The 18013-nt window shown below is 52.9% G+C and carries 16 protein-coding genes and 1 tRNA gene; 12 read left to right on the forward strand and 5 right to left on the reverse strand.

Annotation, left to right across the window (positions count from 1 at the left end; genetic code table 11):
* Positions 1-25 precede the first annotated feature (25 nt).
* Positions 26-487, reverse strand: a complete 462-nt coding sequence (locus F3I44_RS12495; protein WP_013359865.1) for an FxsA family protein — start codon at positions 485-487, stop codon at positions 26-28.
* 327 nt (positions 488-814) lie between these two features.
* Between F3I44_RS12495 and aspA the strand changes: the two genes are divergently transcribed.
* The 6 genes from aspA to F3I44_RS12525 all read left to right on the forward strand — a co-directional run bounded on the left by aspA (position 815) and on the right by F3I44_RS12525 (position 6545).
* On the forward strand, positions 815-2251 hold the full coding sequence (gene aspA, locus F3I44_RS12500; RefSeq protein WP_150011885.1) for an aspartate ammonia-lyase: 1437 nt from the start codon (positions 815-817) through the stop codon (positions 2249-2251).
* A gap of 111 nt (positions 2252-2362) precedes the next feature.
* Positions 2363-3664: an anaerobic C4-dicarboxylate transporter gene (locus F3I44_RS12505; RefSeq protein WP_150011887.1), complete on the forward strand. Its 1302-nt coding sequence runs from the start codon at positions 2363-2365 to the stop codon at positions 3662-3664.
* Between the two features lie 64 nt (positions 3665-3728).
* The gene (gene cutA, locus F3I44_RS12510) at positions 3729-4043 is read left to right on the forward strand and encodes a divalent cation tolerance protein CutA (protein ID WP_150011889.1); all 315 of its coding nucleotides are present in this window, start codon (positions 3729-3731) and stop codon (positions 4041-4043) included.
* Positions 4019-5719 (forward strand): protein-disulfide reductase DsbD, encoded by a 1701-nt coding sequence (locus F3I44_RS12515; RefSeq protein ID WP_150011891.1) that lies wholly within the window; start codon positions 4019-4021, stop codon positions 5717-5719. Before cutA ends, F3I44_RS12515 begins: the two co-directional genes overlap by 25 nt.
* Positions 5720-5783: 64 nt before the next feature.
* Positions 5784-6362, forward strand: a complete 579-nt coding sequence (locus tag F3I44_RS12520) for a transcriptional regulator (protein ID WP_150011893.1) — start codon at positions 5784-5786, stop codon at positions 6360-6362.
* Between the two features lie 107 nt (positions 6363-6469).
* Positions 6470-6545: transfer RNA gene (locus tag F3I44_RS12525), tRNA-Phe, on the forward strand.
* A gap of 105 nt (positions 6546-6650) precedes the next feature.
* On the opposite strand, the gene F3I44_RS12530 is transcribed toward F3I44_RS12525, so the two are convergent.
* Positions 6651-7589: a LysR family transcriptional regulator gene (locus tag F3I44_RS12530; RefSeq protein ID WP_150011895.1), complete on the reverse strand. Its 939-nt coding sequence runs from the start codon at positions 7587-7589 to the stop codon at positions 6651-6653.
* A gap of 272 nt (positions 7590-7861) precedes the next feature.
* On the opposite strand from F3I44_RS12530, the gene F3I44_RS12535 reads away from it, so the two are divergent.
* Genes F3I44_RS12535 through F3I44_RS12555 form a run of 5 tightly spaced genes read left to right on the forward strand, consistent with a single transcriptional unit; the run spans position 7862 to position 13113 of the window.
* Complete coding sequence (locus tag F3I44_RS12535; protein ID WP_161731759.1) at positions 7862-8350, forward strand: nucleoside 2-deoxyribosyltransferase; 489 nt, start codon at positions 7862-7864, stop codon at positions 8348-8350.
* On the forward strand, positions 8340-9422 hold the full coding sequence (locus tag F3I44_RS12540) for a thymidylate synthase (RefSeq protein ID WP_190285938.1): 1083 nt from the start codon (positions 8340-8342) through the stop codon (positions 9420-9422). Before F3I44_RS12535 ends, F3I44_RS12540 begins: the two co-directional genes overlap by 11 nt.
* A 16-nt stretch (positions 9423-9438) precedes the next feature.
* A complete protein-coding gene (locus tag F3I44_RS12545) occupies positions 9439-10671 on the forward strand; it encodes an MFS transporter (protein WP_150011899.1) in 1233 nt (410 codons plus the stop codon).
* Positions 10655-11920 (forward strand): ATP-grasp domain-containing protein, encoded by a 1266-nt coding sequence (locus tag F3I44_RS12550; protein ID WP_140922733.1) that lies wholly within the window; start codon positions 10655-10657, stop codon positions 11918-11920. The genes F3I44_RS12545 and F3I44_RS12550 overlap by 17 nt, the downstream gene beginning before the upstream one ends.
* Entirely contained in the window at positions 11917-13113 is a 1197-nt protein-coding gene (locus F3I44_RS12555; RefSeq protein ID WP_150011901.1) for an ATP-grasp domain-containing protein, read from the forward strand. The genes F3I44_RS12550 and F3I44_RS12555 overlap by 4 nt, the downstream gene beginning before the upstream one ends.
* A 255-nt stretch (positions 13114-13368) precedes the next feature.
* On the opposite strand, the gene F3I44_RS12560 is transcribed toward F3I44_RS12555, so the two are convergent.
* The 3 genes from F3I44_RS12560 to F3I44_RS12570 all read right to left on the reverse strand — a co-directional run bounded on the left by F3I44_RS12560 (position 13369) and on the right by F3I44_RS12570 (position 16642).
* Positions 13369-14538 (reverse strand): Gfo/Idh/MocA family protein, encoded by a 1170-nt coding sequence (locus F3I44_RS12560; RefSeq protein ID WP_150011903.1) that lies wholly within the window; start codon positions 14536-14538, stop codon positions 13369-13371.
* Between the two features lie 10 nt (positions 14539-14548).
* Positions 14549-15466, reverse strand: a complete 918-nt coding sequence (locus F3I44_RS12565) for a TIM barrel protein (RefSeq protein ID WP_150011905.1) — start codon at positions 15464-15466, stop codon at positions 14549-14551.
* A 150-nt stretch (positions 15467-15616) separates the two neighbouring features.
* A complete protein-coding gene (locus tag F3I44_RS12570; protein ID WP_150011907.1) occupies positions 15617-16642 on the reverse strand; it encodes a LacI family DNA-binding transcriptional regulator in 1026 nt (341 codons plus the stop codon).
* 326 nt (positions 16643-16968) lie between these two features.
* Here F3I44_RS12570 and F3I44_RS12575 point away from each other — a divergent pair, with 326 nt between their 5' ends.
* A complete protein-coding gene (locus tag F3I44_RS12575) occupies positions 16969-18012 on the forward strand; it encodes a Gfo/Idh/MocA family protein (protein ID WP_150011909.1) in 1044 nt (347 codons plus the stop codon).
* The last annotated feature ends 1 nt before the right edge of the window (position 18013 follow it).

Here is an 18013-nt window from a genome sequence, read left to right on the forward strand (position 1 = left end):
GCGCTTTCAAAGGTGACCGCTGCGATTAACGATCCTTGTGATCATCATGGTGCTCAAGGCGATCGCTGTTTTTACGCTCAAACTCACCATCCATGGTGTAGCCGCTGTCTGGTCCGGCACCTGGTCCGCGCCAGACGCGCAGATGGGGCATCAGCTTCAGCGTCAGATGCTTCTGCACCGGTGGCAGTAACAGCAACAGGCCCAGCAGGTCAGTAAAGAAACCAGGCAACAGCAGCAGGAAGCCTGCGATAATCAGCGATACGCTCTTGATCATCTCACTGGCCGGGCTTTCGTTACGCGCCAGCTTCTCCTGCATCAGCATGAAGTTCTTCATGCCCTGATTTTTAACCAGCGAGACCCCGATGCACGAAGTGAAGACCACCAGCAGCATGGTCAGCAGCACACCCATGACGTGTGCAACCTGAATAAAGAGCGAAATCTCGATCCAGGCCAGAACAAAAAAGACTAATAACGGTATCCAGCGCACCGTACTCTCCTGTAAGTAGGGCTGAACGGCAGCGTGCCGGTCAGCAGAAAGCGTTCATCCTGAGGATGATAAGAAAAGAGATGGGCACCCGCGCCGCCATTTTCAACCGATCCTGTCAAATTTATCCTGTGGGGTTAATTTTGTAACCAACTTCACATATCGTTAACCAGACGGCAGCATTAAGTGATCTGCATGCGTGCTTTTGTTATGCATCAGAATATGATCGCACATGCCACTGTGAAGACGGATAATATGTCGGCACGGGCACACCACAACAAAATAAACACATCCTTTGTGATGGTTAGCGGCAACAACAAGAAGGTTATCATGGCGAACAACATTCGTATCGAAGAAGACCTGTTAGGTATGCGCGAAGTTCCGGCGGATGCCTATTATGGCGTTCATACTCTGCGTGCGATTGAAAACTTTTATATCAGCAACAGCAAAATCAGCGACATACCTGAATTTGTCCGCGGTATGGTAATGGTAAAAAAAGCGGCGGCGATGGCCAATAAAGAGCTGCAGACCATTCCGCGTAACATTGCCGATACCATCATTAAGGCCTGCGACGAAGTACTGAACAACGGTCGCTGTATGGACCAGTTCCCCGTGGATGTCTATCAGGGCGGTGCCGGGACCTCAGTCAATATGAATACCAATGAGGTGCTGGCAAACATCGGCCTTGAGCTGATGGGCCATCAGAAAGGGGAATATCAGTACCTTAACCCTAACGATCATGTGAACAAGTGCCAGTCCACTAACGACGCCTACCCGACCGGTTTTCGTATCGCAGTTTACAGCTCGCTGCTGAAGCTGCTTGATGGCATCAGCCAGCTGGCCGAAGGCTTCCAGCGCAAAGCCGATGAATTCCAGACCATCCTGAAAATGGGCCGCACCCAGTTGCAGGATGCCGTGCCGATGACCCTCGGTCAGGAGTTTCACGCCTTCAGCGTGCTGTTGAATGAAGAGACCAAAAGCATTTTGCGCACCGCTGAACTGCTGCTGGAAGTGAACCTGGGCGCGACCGCCATCGGTACCCGCCTCAATACGCCGGAAGGCTATCAGCACCTTGCGGTTCAGCGTCTGGCGGAAGTCAGCAACCTGCCGGTGGTACCCGCGGAAGATCTGATTGAAGCGACCTCTGACTGCGGTGCTTATGTGATGGTCCATTCATCACTGAAACGTCTGGCGGTGAAGCTCTCAAAAATCTGTAACGACCTGCGCCTGCTCTCCTCCGGTCCGCGCGCTGGCCTGAACGAAATCAACCTGCCAGAGCTGCAGGCAGGTTCGTCTATCATGCCGGCCAAAGTGAACCCGGTGGTGCCGGAAGTGGTAAACCAGGTCTGCTTCAAAGTGATTGGCAACGACATTACCGTAACGATGGCTTCTGAAGCAGGTCAGTTACAACTTAACGTGATGGAGCCGGTCATTGGCCAGGCGCTGTTTGAGTCAATCAGCATCCTGACGAATGCCTGCTACAACCTGCTGGAGAAGTGCGTTAACGGTATCACCGCCAACCGCGCGGTGTGCGAAGCCTACGTCTTTAACTCGATTGGTATCGTCACTTACCTTAACCCTTACATCGGCCACCACAACGGCGACATCGTCGGTAAAATCTGTGCGGAGACCGGTAAAAGCGTGCGTGAGGTGGTGCTGGAGCGTGGCCTGCTGACGGAAAGTGAGCTGGACGATATCTTCTCGGTGCAGAACCTGATGTACCCGGTTTATAAAGCGAAACGTTATACCGATGAAAACGAACAGTAAGGCTTAACCGACGCTGGTTAACCAAAGGCATACCGCGATCAACACGGTGTGCCTTTTTTTTTGTTAAACAGCACACCCAGGTTTTACCGGTTTACTTTTCAGGAGTGATTCATGTTCGTGGTTGAGCTGCTTATCGTCTTAATGGCGATCTGGTTGGGCGCGCGTCTTGGCGGCATTGGTATCGGATTCGCCGGCGGCATGGGCGTGCTGGTGCTGACGCTGGGATTTGGCATGGCACCCGGCGCTATCCCCTTCGATGTGATCGAAATCATCATGGCGGTGATCGCCGCGATCGCCGCCATGCAGGTAGCGGGCGGCATGGATTATCTGGTGAGCCTGGCAGAACGCCTGCTGCGCCGTCATCCGCGCCACGTCACGTTGCTGGCCCCGCTGGTAACTTACCTGATGACGCTGCTGGCCGGAACCGGGCACACCGCGTTCTCAACGCTGCCGGTGATTGCCGAAGTCGCGAAGGAGCAAGGTGTTCGCCCTTCCCGACCGCTGTCGATTGCGGTAGTGGCTTCGCAGATCGCGATTACCGCATCACCGATTTCAGCGGCGGTGGTCTTCTTCGCCACGCTGCTTGAACCGCGTGGCGTCAGCTATATCACGCTGCTGGCGATTGCCATTCCCTCAACCATGGTTGGCCTGTTCCTGGCGGCACTGGTGACGAACTTCTTAGGCCGTGAGCTGAAGGATGATGAGGTCTATCAGGCTCGTCTTGCTAAAGGCGAAGTTACGCTGCGCGGTGCCAGCATCTTCCAGGCAAAACCGGGCGCGAAAAAATCGGTGCTGCTGTTTCTGATTGGTATTGTGGCCGTGGTGCTCTATGCCACCGCGACCAGCGCCAGCGTCGGGCTGATCGTCAATCCGCCGCTGCCACGCAACGAAGCGATTGTGGTGTTTATGCTGACTATCGCTACGCTGATCAGCCTGACCTGCAAGCTCGACACCAGCGAGATCCTCAGCGCCAGCACCTTTAAATCCGGCATGAGCGCCTGTATCTGCGTGATGGGCGTCGCCTGGCTGGGCGATACCTTTGTCAAAGCGCATCTGGCGGATATTCAGATGCTGGCGGGCGACACGCTGAAAACCTATCCGTGGATGCTGGCGCTGGTGCTGTTCTTCGCCTCCATGCTGCTATACTCGCAGGCCGCCACCACCAAAGCACTGATGCCCGCCGCGCTGCTGCTGGGCGTGACGCCGCTGACGGCCATTGCTTCGTTCGCGGCGGTTTCGGCGCTGTTCGTACTGCCGACCTACCCGACCCTGCTGGCCGCCGTGGAGATGGATGACACCGGTTCAACCCGGATTGGCAAGTTTGTTTTTAACCATGCCTTTATTATTCCCGGCGTGATCGCCATTGCGCTGTCGGTGCTCTCCGGCTTCGTCTTTGGCGGATTGCTGTTGTAGCGCCGTCATCGTGTTACTGATGGAGCGTGCTATCATCGGCGCTCTTTTCAACAGGAGTTACAGGATGAACGCTGTCGTGATCCTCTGCACCGTGCCCGATCAGGCCACGGCAGAAAAACTTGCTGCCCTGGCACTGGAAGCCCGACTGACGGCCTGCGTCACCCTGCTGCCGGGTGCGACCTCATGGTATCTCTGGCAGGGTAAAATGGAGCAGAGCAGCGAAGTCCAGATGCTGCTGAAGTGCGACAGCGATCATCAGCAGACGCTGTGTGACCTGCTCAAACAGGCGCATCCTTACGACGTGCCTGAACTGCTGGCGCTGCCGGTTCAATATGGAGACAGTGAATACTTGTCATGGCTGCACGCATCTCTCGCTTAATTACGCTCCTGCTGACGCTGTTCATCTGTCTGCAGGCGCACGCATCACTCTTTTCAAACCCGGCGACCAGCCGCTTTGTGCCGGTCGATCAGGCGTTTACGTTTGACTTTGACCAGCAGGGCACGCAGCTCAACCTGCACTGGAAAGTGAAATCGGGTTACTACCTTTATCGCCAGCAGATCCGCATTACGCCGCAGAACGCGACCATTGCGCCGCTGACGCTGCCCGCCGGTCAGCCACATGAAGATGAATTCTTCGGCAAAAGTGAGATCTATCCTCGGGACCTGACGCTGCCGGTGACGCTGAAACAGGCAGGCCCTGATGCCACGCTCAGCGTCACGTATCAGGGCTGTGCCGCCGCCGGATTCTGTTACCCGCCTGAGACACGCAGCATACCGGTAAGTCAGGTAGCAGCCAGCAGCGTGCCAGCACCGAACAGTACTCAACCTGCCCCCGCCAGCTCGCTGCCCTTTTCTCCGCTCTGGGCGTTATTGATCGGCATCGGTGTGGCATTTACCCCCTGCGTACTGCCGATGTATCCGTTGATCTCCGGCATCATCCTTGGCGGCAAGCGCCACTATTCGCTGGGCAGACTGTTTGCGCTGGCGATGGTTTATGTCCAGGGAATGGCGCTGACCTACACGTTATTGGGGATGGTGGTCGCGGCCGCGGGTCTGCGCTTCCAGGCCGCGTTGCAGCACCCGTGGGTGCTGTTCACGCTTTCCCTGCTGTTCATCGTGCTGGCACTGTCGATGTTCGGACTGTTTACGCTGCAACTGCCCGCCAGCCTGCAAACCCGTCTGACCCTGTGGAGCAATCGCCAGCAGGGAGGATCGCTGCCCGGCGTCTTCCTGATGGGCGCGCTGGCAGGTTTGATCTGTTCGCCCTGCACCACGGCCCCGCTCAGTGCCATTCTGCTCTACATCGCGCAGAGCGGAAATCTATGGGCCGGTGCCGGAACGCTGTGGCTCTATGCGGTCGGCATGGGATTACCGCTGATCGCCGTGACCCTGTTTGGCAACCGGCTGCTGCCGAAAAGCGGCCCGTGGATGCAGACAGTTAAAGAGGGCTTTGGTTTTGTCATCCTGGCGCTGCCGGTGTTCCTGCTGGAACGGGTGCTGGGCGACGCGTGGGGAGTGCGGCTCTGGAGCCTGCTCGGCGTGGCGTTCTTTGGCTGGGCGTTTAGCATCAGCCTGCGCGCCAGCAGCGGTAAGTGGCGCGTGGTGCAGATTATCATGCTGGCCGCTGCGCTGATCAGCGCGCGTCCGTTGCAGGACTGGGCCTTTGGCGGTCAGACCGCGCAGCATGCTGTGGCTCCATTGCCGTTCCAGACTCTTCAGACGCCGCAGCAGCTCGCAAGCGCGCTGCAGCAGGCAAGCGGCCGCATCACCATGGTCGATCTCTACGCCGATTGGTGCGTCGCCTGCAAAGAGTTTGAAAAATATACCTTTAGCGATAGCTCCGTGCGCGATAGCCTGCGTCAGGTACAGCTGCTTCAGGCCAACGTCACCGCCAACAGCGCCAGCGACAACGCGCTGTTGCAGCATCTTCAGGTGCTGGGTTTACCGACGATTTTGTTCTTCGATTCGCAGGGCCGTGAAATCCCCGGCTCGCGCATCACCGGTTTTCTCAATGCTGCCGACTTCAGAGCGCATTTGCAGAAACTTACCCCGTAAACAACACTGGAGTCAGGTCATTGCCCGGTGAAATTGCCGGGCCTGCATACCAGAGGAGAGTCACTTGCAGCGTGAACAGATACTCGAGCATGCATTGAATGTGCTTGAACAGAACGGCCTTGCCGCCACCCTCTCATTGGAAACCCTGGCGGGACAGACTGAATTAACCCTTGAGCAGCTTCAGCTGTTCTGGCCCGATCGTGATGCTCTGCTCTATGATGCGCTGCGCTATCATGGCCAGCAGATCGAAACCTGGCGACGCCAAATCCTGCTGGATGTGTCGCTGTCACCGGATCAGAAGCTGATGGCACGCTACGAAGTCCTGAGTGAGCAGGTCAGTAAAGGACGCTTTCCGGGCTGCCTGTTTATCGCCGCCTGTAGCTTCTACCCACAGCCCGATCAGCCCATCCATCAACTGGCCGAGCAGCAAAAAAGCGGCTCATGGCAGTTCACCCATGACATTCTGGTGGAGCAAGGGCTGGATAACCCCAGCATGGTGACCGATCAGATGGAGCTGATCCTTGAAGGCTGCCTGAGCAAGCTGCTGGTGAAGCGTAATGTGCAGGATGTCGCCACTGCCCAGCGACTGGCGGAAGATGTTTACAGCATCGCGCTGTGCCGCAAAAACGGCGCGCTGGCCTGAGGTTTTGCCTGCTTTGACTGAAAATCAGGCAATCAGTCACGTTTCCAGGGGTTTTTTAGTGAAAGCCGTTGACGACCCGCGGCCTTTACGGTTTAATGCGCCCCGTTGCCCGAATAGCTCAGTCGGTAGAGCAGGGGATTGAAAATCCCCGTGTCCCTGGTTCGATTCCGGGTTCGGGCACCATCTTTAAAGAACCCGCCTCTGGCGGGTTTTTGCTTTTCAGAGCGAACCCGTTATCGAAGGTTCAATAGACTCGCCACTTCCTGTGGCTCGCCCATCCCCTTCAATTCACGCTTCGTCAGGCCCACTCAGCGTCTGACTGCCGATATTCGTAAAATAGTTCCCCTGAACCAGTTCGCTGCTGACAAAATCCACAAATGCTCTGACCTTCGAGGATAAATGGCGGTTAGAAGGCCAGATTAGCGACATCGATCCTAATGGCAGCATGTATTCAGTCAGCAAAGGGACGAGTAATTCTTTTTCAAATGCTTCTTCAGCAACATAGACCGGCAGATGAGCTACGCCTGATCCATCAATGGCTGCCCGCAACCCAGCGTGAGTATTGTTGAATATAAGATCCCTGGGAAGGTCCAGGTTTTCAAAATCGGCAGAGAAAGCCCAACTGGCGATTCGACCACTTGAGGGATATTTGAAATGTATGCAGCGATGGTGGACCAGATCAGCAGGGTTCAAAGGGACGCCATGCGTTTTTAGATACTCTCTGCTGGCACAGACGACAAAATACTGCTCTCCCAGCTTTCTGCTCACAAGGCGGTTATCTGCCAGCTCACCACTTCTCACCGCGACATCTATTCCTTCCGCAATCAGATCCACCACGCGATCTTCAAAATCGATATCAAGCTGTATATCAGGGTACTTTTCAATAAAACGTGGAAGTATGGGCATTAAAAGGGAATGCCCGAAAATTTGCGGCACGCTGATATGTAATCTGCCGCAGGGCGTGATGCGCGTTTCGGCAATCAGAGCTCTGGCATCGCGAATCTCATTCAGGATGAACTTACACCGTTCATAGAAGACATTCCCTTCTTCAGTCAGACCGATGCTGCGCGTTGTCCGATGAAAAAGCCTTACCCCGAGTTCGTCTTCAAGTTTCGCCACGCTCTTTGCAATCGCTGAAGAAGAGATGCCTGACACCCTTGCCGCTGCAACATAGCTGCCCAGTTCAGCCGTATAAACAAACGCCCTGAGACCTCGCAGACTCTCCATCCCCCCCTCCAATTGTGGAATTTTTTTCCTTAGTGTAAGTACCTTTACTTATATTTACAATGATGTCACTGCATTTTAGTCTTGATGAAAATGAATTGTTAAATTACCTGAAAGGCACTGTCGCTTGTCAAATTTTCAAAATAGTAAGAGTACCTCCCCGGCTTTATTAATTCCGTTAATAAACCGGATGAAACTCTTTTTATAAGCTTCAAAAAACTGAAAGCTTGACTGTTATTTTTTGGTCAAAGGAAACCCTTATATGGAGAAGCATCGTGAGTGAATTAGTACATACCCTTTCGCCTGAAACTGTTATTGACAATGGATTGGTTATCTATTTTGCTGGTTCAATCAGAGCCGGACGGGATGATGTTCCTGTTTACGCGAAACTGATTAATAAGCTCAAGGGCTACGGTAAAGTTATTACCGAACACGTGGGTGATTACAGTTTATCTGATGGTGGTCAGTCTTTCCTGGGTGACAAATTTATTCATGACCGTGATTTGCACTGGCTGCGCCATTCCCAGGTAGTTGTCGCTGAAGTCACAACTCCAAGTCTGGGAGTAGGTTATGAAATTGCGACGGCAATCAGCTGGCGTATTCCTGTTATCACGCTCTACAGAAAAAATGAAAAAAACGTTTCAGCCATGATATCTGGCAGTGATGGATGTCGCCATTATGATTATCAGCAGGTTGAAGATGCCTTTCAGATTATCGAAAGTGAAATGGCGAAGTTAGGTTATGAGGTCGCCCATGAATCGTAATATTACGCATGCGCTGGTTAATACCGTAAATAACATCATGATGAATGGTAACGATGTTGGCTCACGCGATCAGGAGCAACGGGAAATTCTCTCTACATTAACCAAAATCAGCCATCCCACAGAGCGATTCCTGGTATTACCCCACAGAAATAATAACGTCTTTGCGCAGGTTGCAGAAACGATGTGGGTACTCGCTGGACGGGATGATCTGCACTTCCTTAAACATTATCTTCCTCGCGCAGAAGACTATTCCGATGACTCACTGACCTGGCGAGCAGCCTACGGACCCCGGTTACGCAAATGGAAAGGGAAAGTAGACCAGTTGCAGGGAGTAGTGAATCGCCTTAGAGAAGATCCGCTGACAAAACGTGCAGTAATGAATATCTTTGATCCTGAAACGGATTATCAGGAAACAAAAGATGTTCCCTGTAATAACTGGCTGCACTTCATCCAGCGAGGCGGTTATCTTGATTTACATGTTACCGTCCGCGCGAATGATGCCATCTGGGGATTCAGCGGCATTAATTTTTTTGAGTGGAGCGTTTTACACGAAATTATTGCTAATACGCTTGGGTGGAAAGTCGGAAAGTTATCCTGGTATGTAGGCACATTCCATATCTATAACCGTCATTACTCAACTGCAGAGAAAATCAGCAGCATGAAGAACCCGGTAAGCATGTACGAATGCCAGATTAACCCGACAAAAATAACCACGTGTGCAGAAAATATTGATGAAGTGTTGGCAATGGTTTTTCAGGCTGAAGAGGCTTCACGAAACGGCAACTTTAAAAATTCGTCTGAGATCGAGAAGAATATAGCCGATCCTTTTTTCAGAAAGGCCGCGACCTTGTTGAAAATTTATAATGCGCTGCAGCTAAATGTCGATCGGGACATTATCAATAACTACCTCAAAGAGCTGGGCAATAGTGATTTCCACATTGCCGCACTTGAATATCTGAGCAGGAAATGGAAATCCCAGGAAACATTGGCAGCAGTCAGCACAATTTCAGATGAATTTTATCAGGCATTTACCTCAATGAAGAACCCGGTAAATAGCAGTCTAATCACTTAGTTTTAAAGGTCTCTGCGTGAAAACTACATTAAAAATTTCAGTGCCAAACCTAAAACGTTCCAGACTATTTGTTGCATCGACAATATTAAATGCAACGGGTGGTGGATTGATCATGGCGTTTATGATGATCTACTTTGACAGAACGACAACGCTTACGCTCTCAATAATAGGCGTAGCTATTGCCACAGGCCGTGCCCTTTCCTCTTTAGTACCTGTCCTGATAGGAAGGTTACTGGACAGACTCGGTCCTAAAAAACTGTCGATATGGGGCGATTTTATCAGCGGCGCGGGTTTTGTCATGTGTCTTTTCGCCAGAGACCCTTTTACCATAATGCTGACGCAGTTTTTTACCCAGGCAGGATCTCATATTTTCTGGACGAGCAACCGAGGGCTGGTTTCACTGGCTTCAGGTGGGAAAGGGACTCAAACCTGGTTCGGACTTATTGCGTCTATCAGGAATATTGGTCTGGGACTGGGCACCATCTTTACTTCACTGGCTTTTTCTGTTGATTCTGACAGCAGTCTGCATTTTATTATTATTGCGTCGGCATCACTTTACTTTCTATCCTGCCTGGCACTTTTGATGTGGCATCCTGTAGCCGTGCAGACGGTAAAGAATAGCCACAACAAAGCAGAAAGTCATAATATTAGAAAAGTGTTGAGCGATCCCAGCTATCGCCAGCTTCTGATTGTCAACTTTGGCTTAGTTATTGCTGCAATGGTTATTCCGCTCGTAATTGTTATTTATGCAACCAAACAACTTGGCCTTCCTGCCTTTTTTTCAGGCGGACTGGTCATTTTAAACACGGCCATTGTGGCGCTAATCAGCACCCATATTGCATCATGGACAAAAGAGAACGATCCCGTCCAGAACATAAAACTCGCTTATTACCTGAATATTCTTTCGTTCATTATTTTCTGGTGTGCCAGCATAACTTTAAATAACCAGATAGTTACTGGTGGGCTGTTAATTGTTGCGATGCTTATTTACAGCCTTGCAGAAATGTTATCTACGCCGTCGGTTAACATGCTAAGTATAAAACTAGCCCCGGAAGTAAATAATGGAAATTACATGGCTGCCTTCCAGATGACCTGGTCGGCAGGAATGACGTTGTCTCCGGCAATTTTTGGCTGGCTGCTGGATATGAATACGCATTCCACCTGGATAGTACTGCTCTTACTGACCGCAGTCACTTTTAGTCTGGGATTCAAAAATTTAAAAGGAGGAGTTAATGAATACAACTATTAATGGAAATAAAAGCATACTGGTTATTGAGCCGATCGGTATGGGAGGAGAGCTGCTTCTTAAGGCAATACGCGCACTGGGTTATCATTCAGTCGTCGCCACAACAGAAGAAGTCTATGACTCCATGCTGCAAGAAGTCTCAGGCATGATTGATGACCTCATTTTTCTGGACTTTTCAGTGCGCCAGCTGGCCATTGAGACGCTGGTCAGCGAAGCGAAGAAGAAAGGCGTTTCCGGGGTAGTTGTCGCCTGGGAGTTCCTGACAGATATCGCAGCAGAAGTCGCACAAAGGCTCGATCTTTGCGGTCCGGATGCCTCGCTTTCCAGAGCCAGAAGAAACAAATATGACATGTACCGCACGCTGTCGAAGGCAGAGTGTCCGTTACCGGCACTGCTGGCGGTATTAACCGACAAGGATGATGTGCATCAGCTTCCTCTGGAAGAGCTGGCGTTTCCTCTGGTGGTCAAACCGGCTGAAAATGCAGCCTCCTTTGGCGTTTCAGTGCTGATGGAGTGCAACGAGTTTCCTCAGGCATGTAAAGACGCATCACAATGGACACATGAATATCCACACGGTATTCCTTTCAGCAAAGAAATTCTGGTTCAGGAATATATTCCTGGACAGGAGTTTAGTGTTGAAGGCCTTTCCGTCTCAGGTCGATATGCGCCCTGGGGTGTGACAATGAAGTTCACCACGCCCGGCAAAGCTCGTGCAGAAACCGGACACATTTTCCCGGCGCCTGTTCCTGACGCCTTACGCGATGAGATTCTGAACGTTGCCACTCAGGCGGTTATTGCCCTGGGCATCACGAATGGCATAAGCCATACCGAAATCAAATTAGACAAAGAAGGAAAGCCACGCGTTATTGAGAGCTGTTCACGGCCAGCAGGTGACTATATTCCTCGCCTTGTCGCCCTTTCCACCGATCAGGACCCGCTTGAAATCTATGCCCGCCAGGCCGTCGGTATGCTGGATAGTGACTTTAAACCTGCCGTGCCTAAACGCTATTGTGCCATTCAGTTTGTCCGGCCTGACGCCGAAGGCGTTTTAAAGCAGCTTGAAATTCCTTCCAGGCTGGAAAATGCATCCGTCATTGAAACCCGCTCTACCGTTAGTGAAAATTCACCGGTAAAACCGGGCTCAACAAATATTGAACGTCTGGGATGGGCCATTTTTACCGCTGATTCTGAGCAGTCGATACTTTTGGCTATGGATGAATTTTCACAAAGCACCAGGGTCTCTATCGTATGAGTGATTTTCCCGTACTCTGCATCCGCTCGCTGGATATAAGCCAGGCATCACCTTTTCTCGAAATGGCATGGGAAACGATCAAAAGCAGGCACAGTGATTCAAGACTGCTGCTCAAAGATCAGCCTCACTTTTCGTCTCCGATGGGGCCTGATGCCGCAATTGACGATGCCCAAAGTGAGCGTCAACCGGCTTACGTCAGCCATGTTATTTCCTGGTCTATTCCCAATGAAAGGACCATTGAAGACATCACTTTGTCAGAAGGCGTCAGCGCGGTCCCTGGCCCAATTAATGCTGTATATAAGCTCTCCGATAAAAGAGCAACCAAAATGCTTTTTGAGCAATTCGCCCTTCCTACGCCGCGCTGGGAACTTCTGGACCGAGAATTTACACATGGCGAGCTTTTAAAACCGGGCTGCAGAGACAAACTTGAGCAGGAACTGGTCAGCCATATTGCTTTTCCCGTCATTCTGAAACCCCTGTGGGATTGTATGGGACATGGTATTGAGATAATCAGTAACAAAGACCAGCTGATCAAGACGCTGAGTCAGAATCAGCGCAAGAATATTTTAATTGAGTCCTTTATTGATGGTGCGCTTGGTTGCATAGAAATTGCTGGTACGCCGGGGAATTACTTTTTCCAGCCTCCCTGTTATACCGGCCAGAGTTTACTGGGAGTTCGCTCTGATTTTGATACGATACGCGTCTGTCATCCTGGTCTTTTCAGCAAACAGTTAACCGGCGAGGTCCAGACAAAACTGATTCTCCTATTAAATCACCTGGGGTTCAATGGTGTCTGCTGCGTCGATTTTATTGTTACGGAAAACAGCCTTTATCTGCTGGAAATTAACCCACGTATTAGCGGAATCAGTTGCCTGAGCTCAGCAGCAAGCGGCGTCAATTCATTTGAGTCAACGTACCTTATTTCTTCGGGTCAATGGCAGGCACCGCTTCCTTATCAAAGTCGTCAGGGAGCCGCTCTGCAACTGGGCGGGAAATATGCAGATGAAATCAGTTCTGTTATTCGCGACGAAGGCAATAACGTCACAGTTTACCGTGACAACATCATTACGGTAGACGGAAAAGACTCACGAAATATGATTGCCGGCGGAACGATCAGCAGCATTGAGAATGTGTTGCAGTCTGTTCAGCATAGCTCGCTTAGCTTTATCGCTTCAACGCTACGCATAGCTTAGTCCCGCACAGTATTGCCTGACGTAATCAGGAGCAGGTCTGCCTGGCGTCCCGCTTTACAGGCTGATATATCCGGGATAAAAAGTTGATAATGTCGTGTGGATGCAATTATCTGGTCAGGATGTTTTTTGTCCTGCTTGTTACGGCCCTTTTCAACGGGTGATAATTAAAATGTCAGCGGCAGTGCGGTGCACACACAGATGACGCCGCTTTCCTCAACCCGTCTCTGGCGGGTTGAGGTTTTATTTATCACGCCCTTACCCTTCCACCCAGACCGCACCGGCATCTGCTGATTTCACGCACTGGGCTACCCAGCGCACGCCCGCTAATCCGGCATGCACATCGGGATACCAGAAATCCTCCAGGAAGGCGGTGTCACGACGATCGGTGGCATCCATCGCCAGCGCGAAGCGGCGGTAGAGATTTGACCAGGCTTCGAATAACCCCTCGGTATGGCCTCCGCCAATGCGATCCTCTTCCAGCGCACGCGGGCTGAGATAGCCCATGCCGCGCTCCAGAATGCGAACCGGCTCGCCCTGCACTTCGTAGCGCAGCTGATTTGGCTGCTCATCCCACCACTCCAGACTGGCTTTCGATCCGACTACGCGAATCTTCTGCCCGTGCATGGAACCCGCATTCACCGCCGAGGCCCAGAGCGTGCCCACCGCGCCGTTGTCATACTCCATCATCACAAAGGCGTTATCCTCCAGCGGCGCACGCGAGGCGACAAAGCTCTGGCGCGAACAGAGCAGGCGCGTCACCTTCAGCTTCGGTAACATCGTTTCGGCGATAAACAGCGGATGTGTCGCCAGATCGCCTAATACATAGCTCGGCCCGACAAAGCGCGGATCAACCCGCCAGCGGGTGCTTTCACTCTGCAACTCCACCGCCTCATTATGGAAGCCGTGAGCAAACTGCATATTTACAATGCGGATCTCACCCAGTATGCCTTCAGCGATCATCTCTCTGGCCTGATGAACCAGCTGATGCCCGGCATAGCCGTAAGTGACGCCGACAATCTTCTGCTTCTCCCGGCTAAGCTGCTCCAGCTCATCGGCCTCTTCGACCGTAAAACAGAGCGGCTTCTCGCACACCACATGCAACCCGGCATTCAGCGCCGCCCGGCAAATGGCGAAATGGGTATTGTTAGGCGTGGCAATCGACACCGCTTCAATACCATCCTCACGCCCGGCTTCTTCGGCGAACAGGCTGGCGTAGTCGGGATAGCAGCGTTCAGGTGCCACACCCAGTGCCTGACCAAACTCGCGGCCGCGCGCCGCGTCGATATCAAACGCCCCCGCCAGCAATGCAAAATTGCCGTCACGCTGCGCCGCCGAACGATGAATATAGCCAATCTGGCTGGTGCCGCCGCCGCCGATCATGCCCCAGCGCAGCGAGCGGTTAACTGCTTTTTTACCGTTAATCATGCTGTTGTCCTCAGAATCCTGTTGATCGGAGATAGTCCAGGCTGGCTTTCACATCCTGCAGGCTGGTGTCGGCATGGCGTGGATCGCGCTCCTGTTCGATGGTGATCCAGCCCTGATAATGACGTTCAGTCAGCAAGCTACGCACTGCCGGATAGTCGATTGCGCCCTGCCCCAGCGGGCACATTACCCCCTGCGCGCAGGCAGTGAAAAAGTCGAGTCCCTGCGAGAGAGCATCACGCCAGACCGGCTGGTTAACGTCTTTGAAATGGAGGTAATCGATACGGTCCCAGTACTGTTCCAGCGAAGCGACCGGATCCATCCCGGCGTAATAGAGATGGCCGGTGTCCAGGCACAAACCCGCAACCTTATGCGGAATGTCAGAGACCAGCTGTGCCAGCTCATCGGCAAACTCAATGCAGCCACCCGCATGCGGATGGATCACGGGCCGCACGCCATACTCCTGCCAGGCGATCTCACTAAGAATGGTGATGTGCTGCATCATGCGCTGCCAGTCGTCAGCGGAAAGCCGTGGCGCTTTTTCAGACTGACCGGCATATTTCGCCCGCTCCGGATTGCCGAAATCAATGATCACCAGATAAGGCGCGCTGGCTCCGGGCGTTTTAGTCGCAACAGGTACGCTGGACAGCGTGCGACACAGATTGTGGGTCAGCGTCACCAGCGCCGGAAAATGCGCCTCACTGACCAAATCATCGAAGATCGTGCCTGCCACCAGAGAAAGCTGATGCGCATTAAGCTGCCGGGTCAGTTCGGCGGCATCGGTTGGCAGATAGCCCCTGGGGCCGAGTTCAATACTGGGATAGCTGGCCTGCGCGGCTTCGGTCAGGACTTTCTGCCACGGCGGCAGAAAAGGATTAGCGGGATCATCCACGCCCCAGCTACAGGGCGCATTCGCAATATGAAAGGTCATGATATCTGCCTGTGCAGTGAAAACTGCTGGCAGTATCAAATAAAAATTTCATCTCACACAACAATGAAAGTTTCATTTTTTGATAGAGATCGCGTTTAAAAGTTTCGTTAAATGATAGATTGCTATCAAACACTGACTAACCTGTTCTTTCTACACGTTTTCACGCGTTACGATCTCAAAGGGCACGGTCACCTGTGCAAAATGGTCAGGCTGATCCATCCGGCGGCTAAGACAGGTAGCAATAACCGCCTCCGCCATCGCATCAATACGGTGGCGCAGCATCAGCGTGATGGTGCCGTCAATTAGCGCCAGTTCATCGCCGGGCAGCGGGCCGTGGCACAGCAAATCAATCTGCGTACGACCGCTCTCACGCAGTGCCTGTATCACGCCCTCTATGCCGCCGCAGGGCGCATAAATCATGACCAGATCGTCGTGGGTTTCCAGCAGCTGGCGGGTCGCCTGATAGCCTCCTTCACCCGATTCATGCGTTTTTAACGGTTCCAGCACCTGCTGACTGATGCCCGACTCGCGCAGGTAGGAGCGAAAACTGATTTCGCTGCTCTCCTGGCATGTAAAGCGATGGTCTCCCAGCAGCACGCCAACACATCCCGGCTTACGCAGCAGATGTTGCGCCATCCAGGCCGCAGTGCGTCCTGCTTTCTGATTATCAATGCCAATAAACCCGGCATGGTCACAGGGTGAGAAATCGGAGAACAGCGCGTAAACCCGCACACCTGCCCGTGAAACATCCTGGATTGCGTGACGGATCAACGGGTGATCCAGCGCCACCAGAGTAATCACATCGCTGCGCTGGGCCAGCTGACGCAAGGAATGCGCTACGGCTTCAACCTCGTGAATATCATGCCAGCAGAATTCAGGTTCGCTACCCTGTGGCTGCTGCGCCCTGAGCTGCTGTTTCAGCGCCTCGCCCAGCTGCTGATAAAACGAATAGCGGGCAGGCAGGAGGATAAAGCTCACGCGTAGCGTGGCCGCAGTCAGCGGCAGGGTAGTCTGGCTGTGCGCCTGGGTCAGGCGATAACCCAGGTCGTGGGCCGCAGCCAGCACCTTCTGCTCGGTCACACTGCGTACCGGCGCGCGGCGGTTCAGCACCCTGTCTACCGTCGCCACCCCCACGCCCGCCGCCTGCGCAATGGCAGTCATCGTCACTTTTGGCATCACCCTTCTCCTGCTTTTCCTGATCGCGTTAGCTGACGGCTACGCCTTTATGCTCTGTTGTTTAAAACAGCGCTACTTTATCGCGACACGGCCATTTCCTCTCATTTTTTTGATAGAAAAATGCGGCTGATTTTGATCTGCCTCTCAAAATGAAACATCCATTTCTTTCTATGTTCTCTTTAAAACGTCTATTTGCTAAAACGGGTAAAAATCCCGCGTCGATACGGTTGATGGGATCACATCATCAAAAGGTTAGAGCGGTGACGGTGAGCTTTTTATAGTGGAGTTCTGAGCACCCCCAGCCTGCACGTAAAAAAGGAAAAGTAATGTTCCCATCAACGCTTCCGGCTCCACGCATAACCGATGCCCGCCAGGTTCCGCGACTGCGCTGGGGCATTATCGGGCCAGGCTGGATCGCCGACCATTTTGCCCATGCGCTGCGCCAGCATACCCACCAGCAGATCACGGCGGTGGCTGCGCGCGATCCGGCAAAAGCACAGGCCTTTGCTGACAAATGGTCAATCGGCTATGCCACAGGCGACCCCGATGCGATGCTGGCGCGGAATGATGTGGATGCGGTCTATATCGCGACACCCCACAACCACCATTTTCCCGATGGTCTGCGCGCGATCGCTGCCGGAAAGCATCTGCTGATCGAAAAACCGCTGGCGCTGAATGCGCAGCAGGCGGCTCAGCTTAAACAGGCCGCCGCTGTCGCGAACCTGCTCTGTGTGGAGGCGATGTGGTGCAACTTTGCGCCGAAGTATGACGTCATCCGTCAGCTTCTGGAAGATGGCGTGTTCGGTGATATCCACACGCTGATTGCCGATCATGGTGAGTTTTTCACCCCGGATCACCGCATCTTCAATGCCGATCTGGCGGGCGGTCCGATGCTCGATCTCGGCAGTTATCTGGTGGCGCTTAGCGTATTTGTTGGCGGCGATGCACCTGACACGATCGTCGCCCGTGGTCAGCCTGTACCGGATGGCCGCGTCAACGGTCAGACATCGATGCTGTTTACCCATCATCACGGTATGCAGTCGGTGCTGAATACTACCCTGTTCAGCAACACGCCTGGCGGCGCAGTGATCGCCGGTCGTGACGCCACCCTGGAGCTGGCAGGCCAGTTCTATGCGCCCGGTGACTTCACCCTGACCTCCAGCGACCGGCGTCACCGCCTGCGATGGCAGGAACCCACTAACCGCTATGAACAGCTCTGTCATGAGATTAACCACTTCGCCTGGTGTGTGGGCCAGAACCTGATCGATTCGCCTGTCCATTCGCTTGATCGGGCGATTATCACCCTGGCCACAATGGACAACGTCAGGCAGCAGATTGGCGTGACCTTCAATGAAGAACAGCAACCTTAAT

This window comes from Pantoea sp. F_5 (assembly GCF_008631595.1).
GTDB classification, from domain to species: Bacteria; Pseudomonadota; Gammaproteobacteria; order Enterobacterales; family Enterobacteriaceae; genus Pantoea; species Pantoea gossypiicola.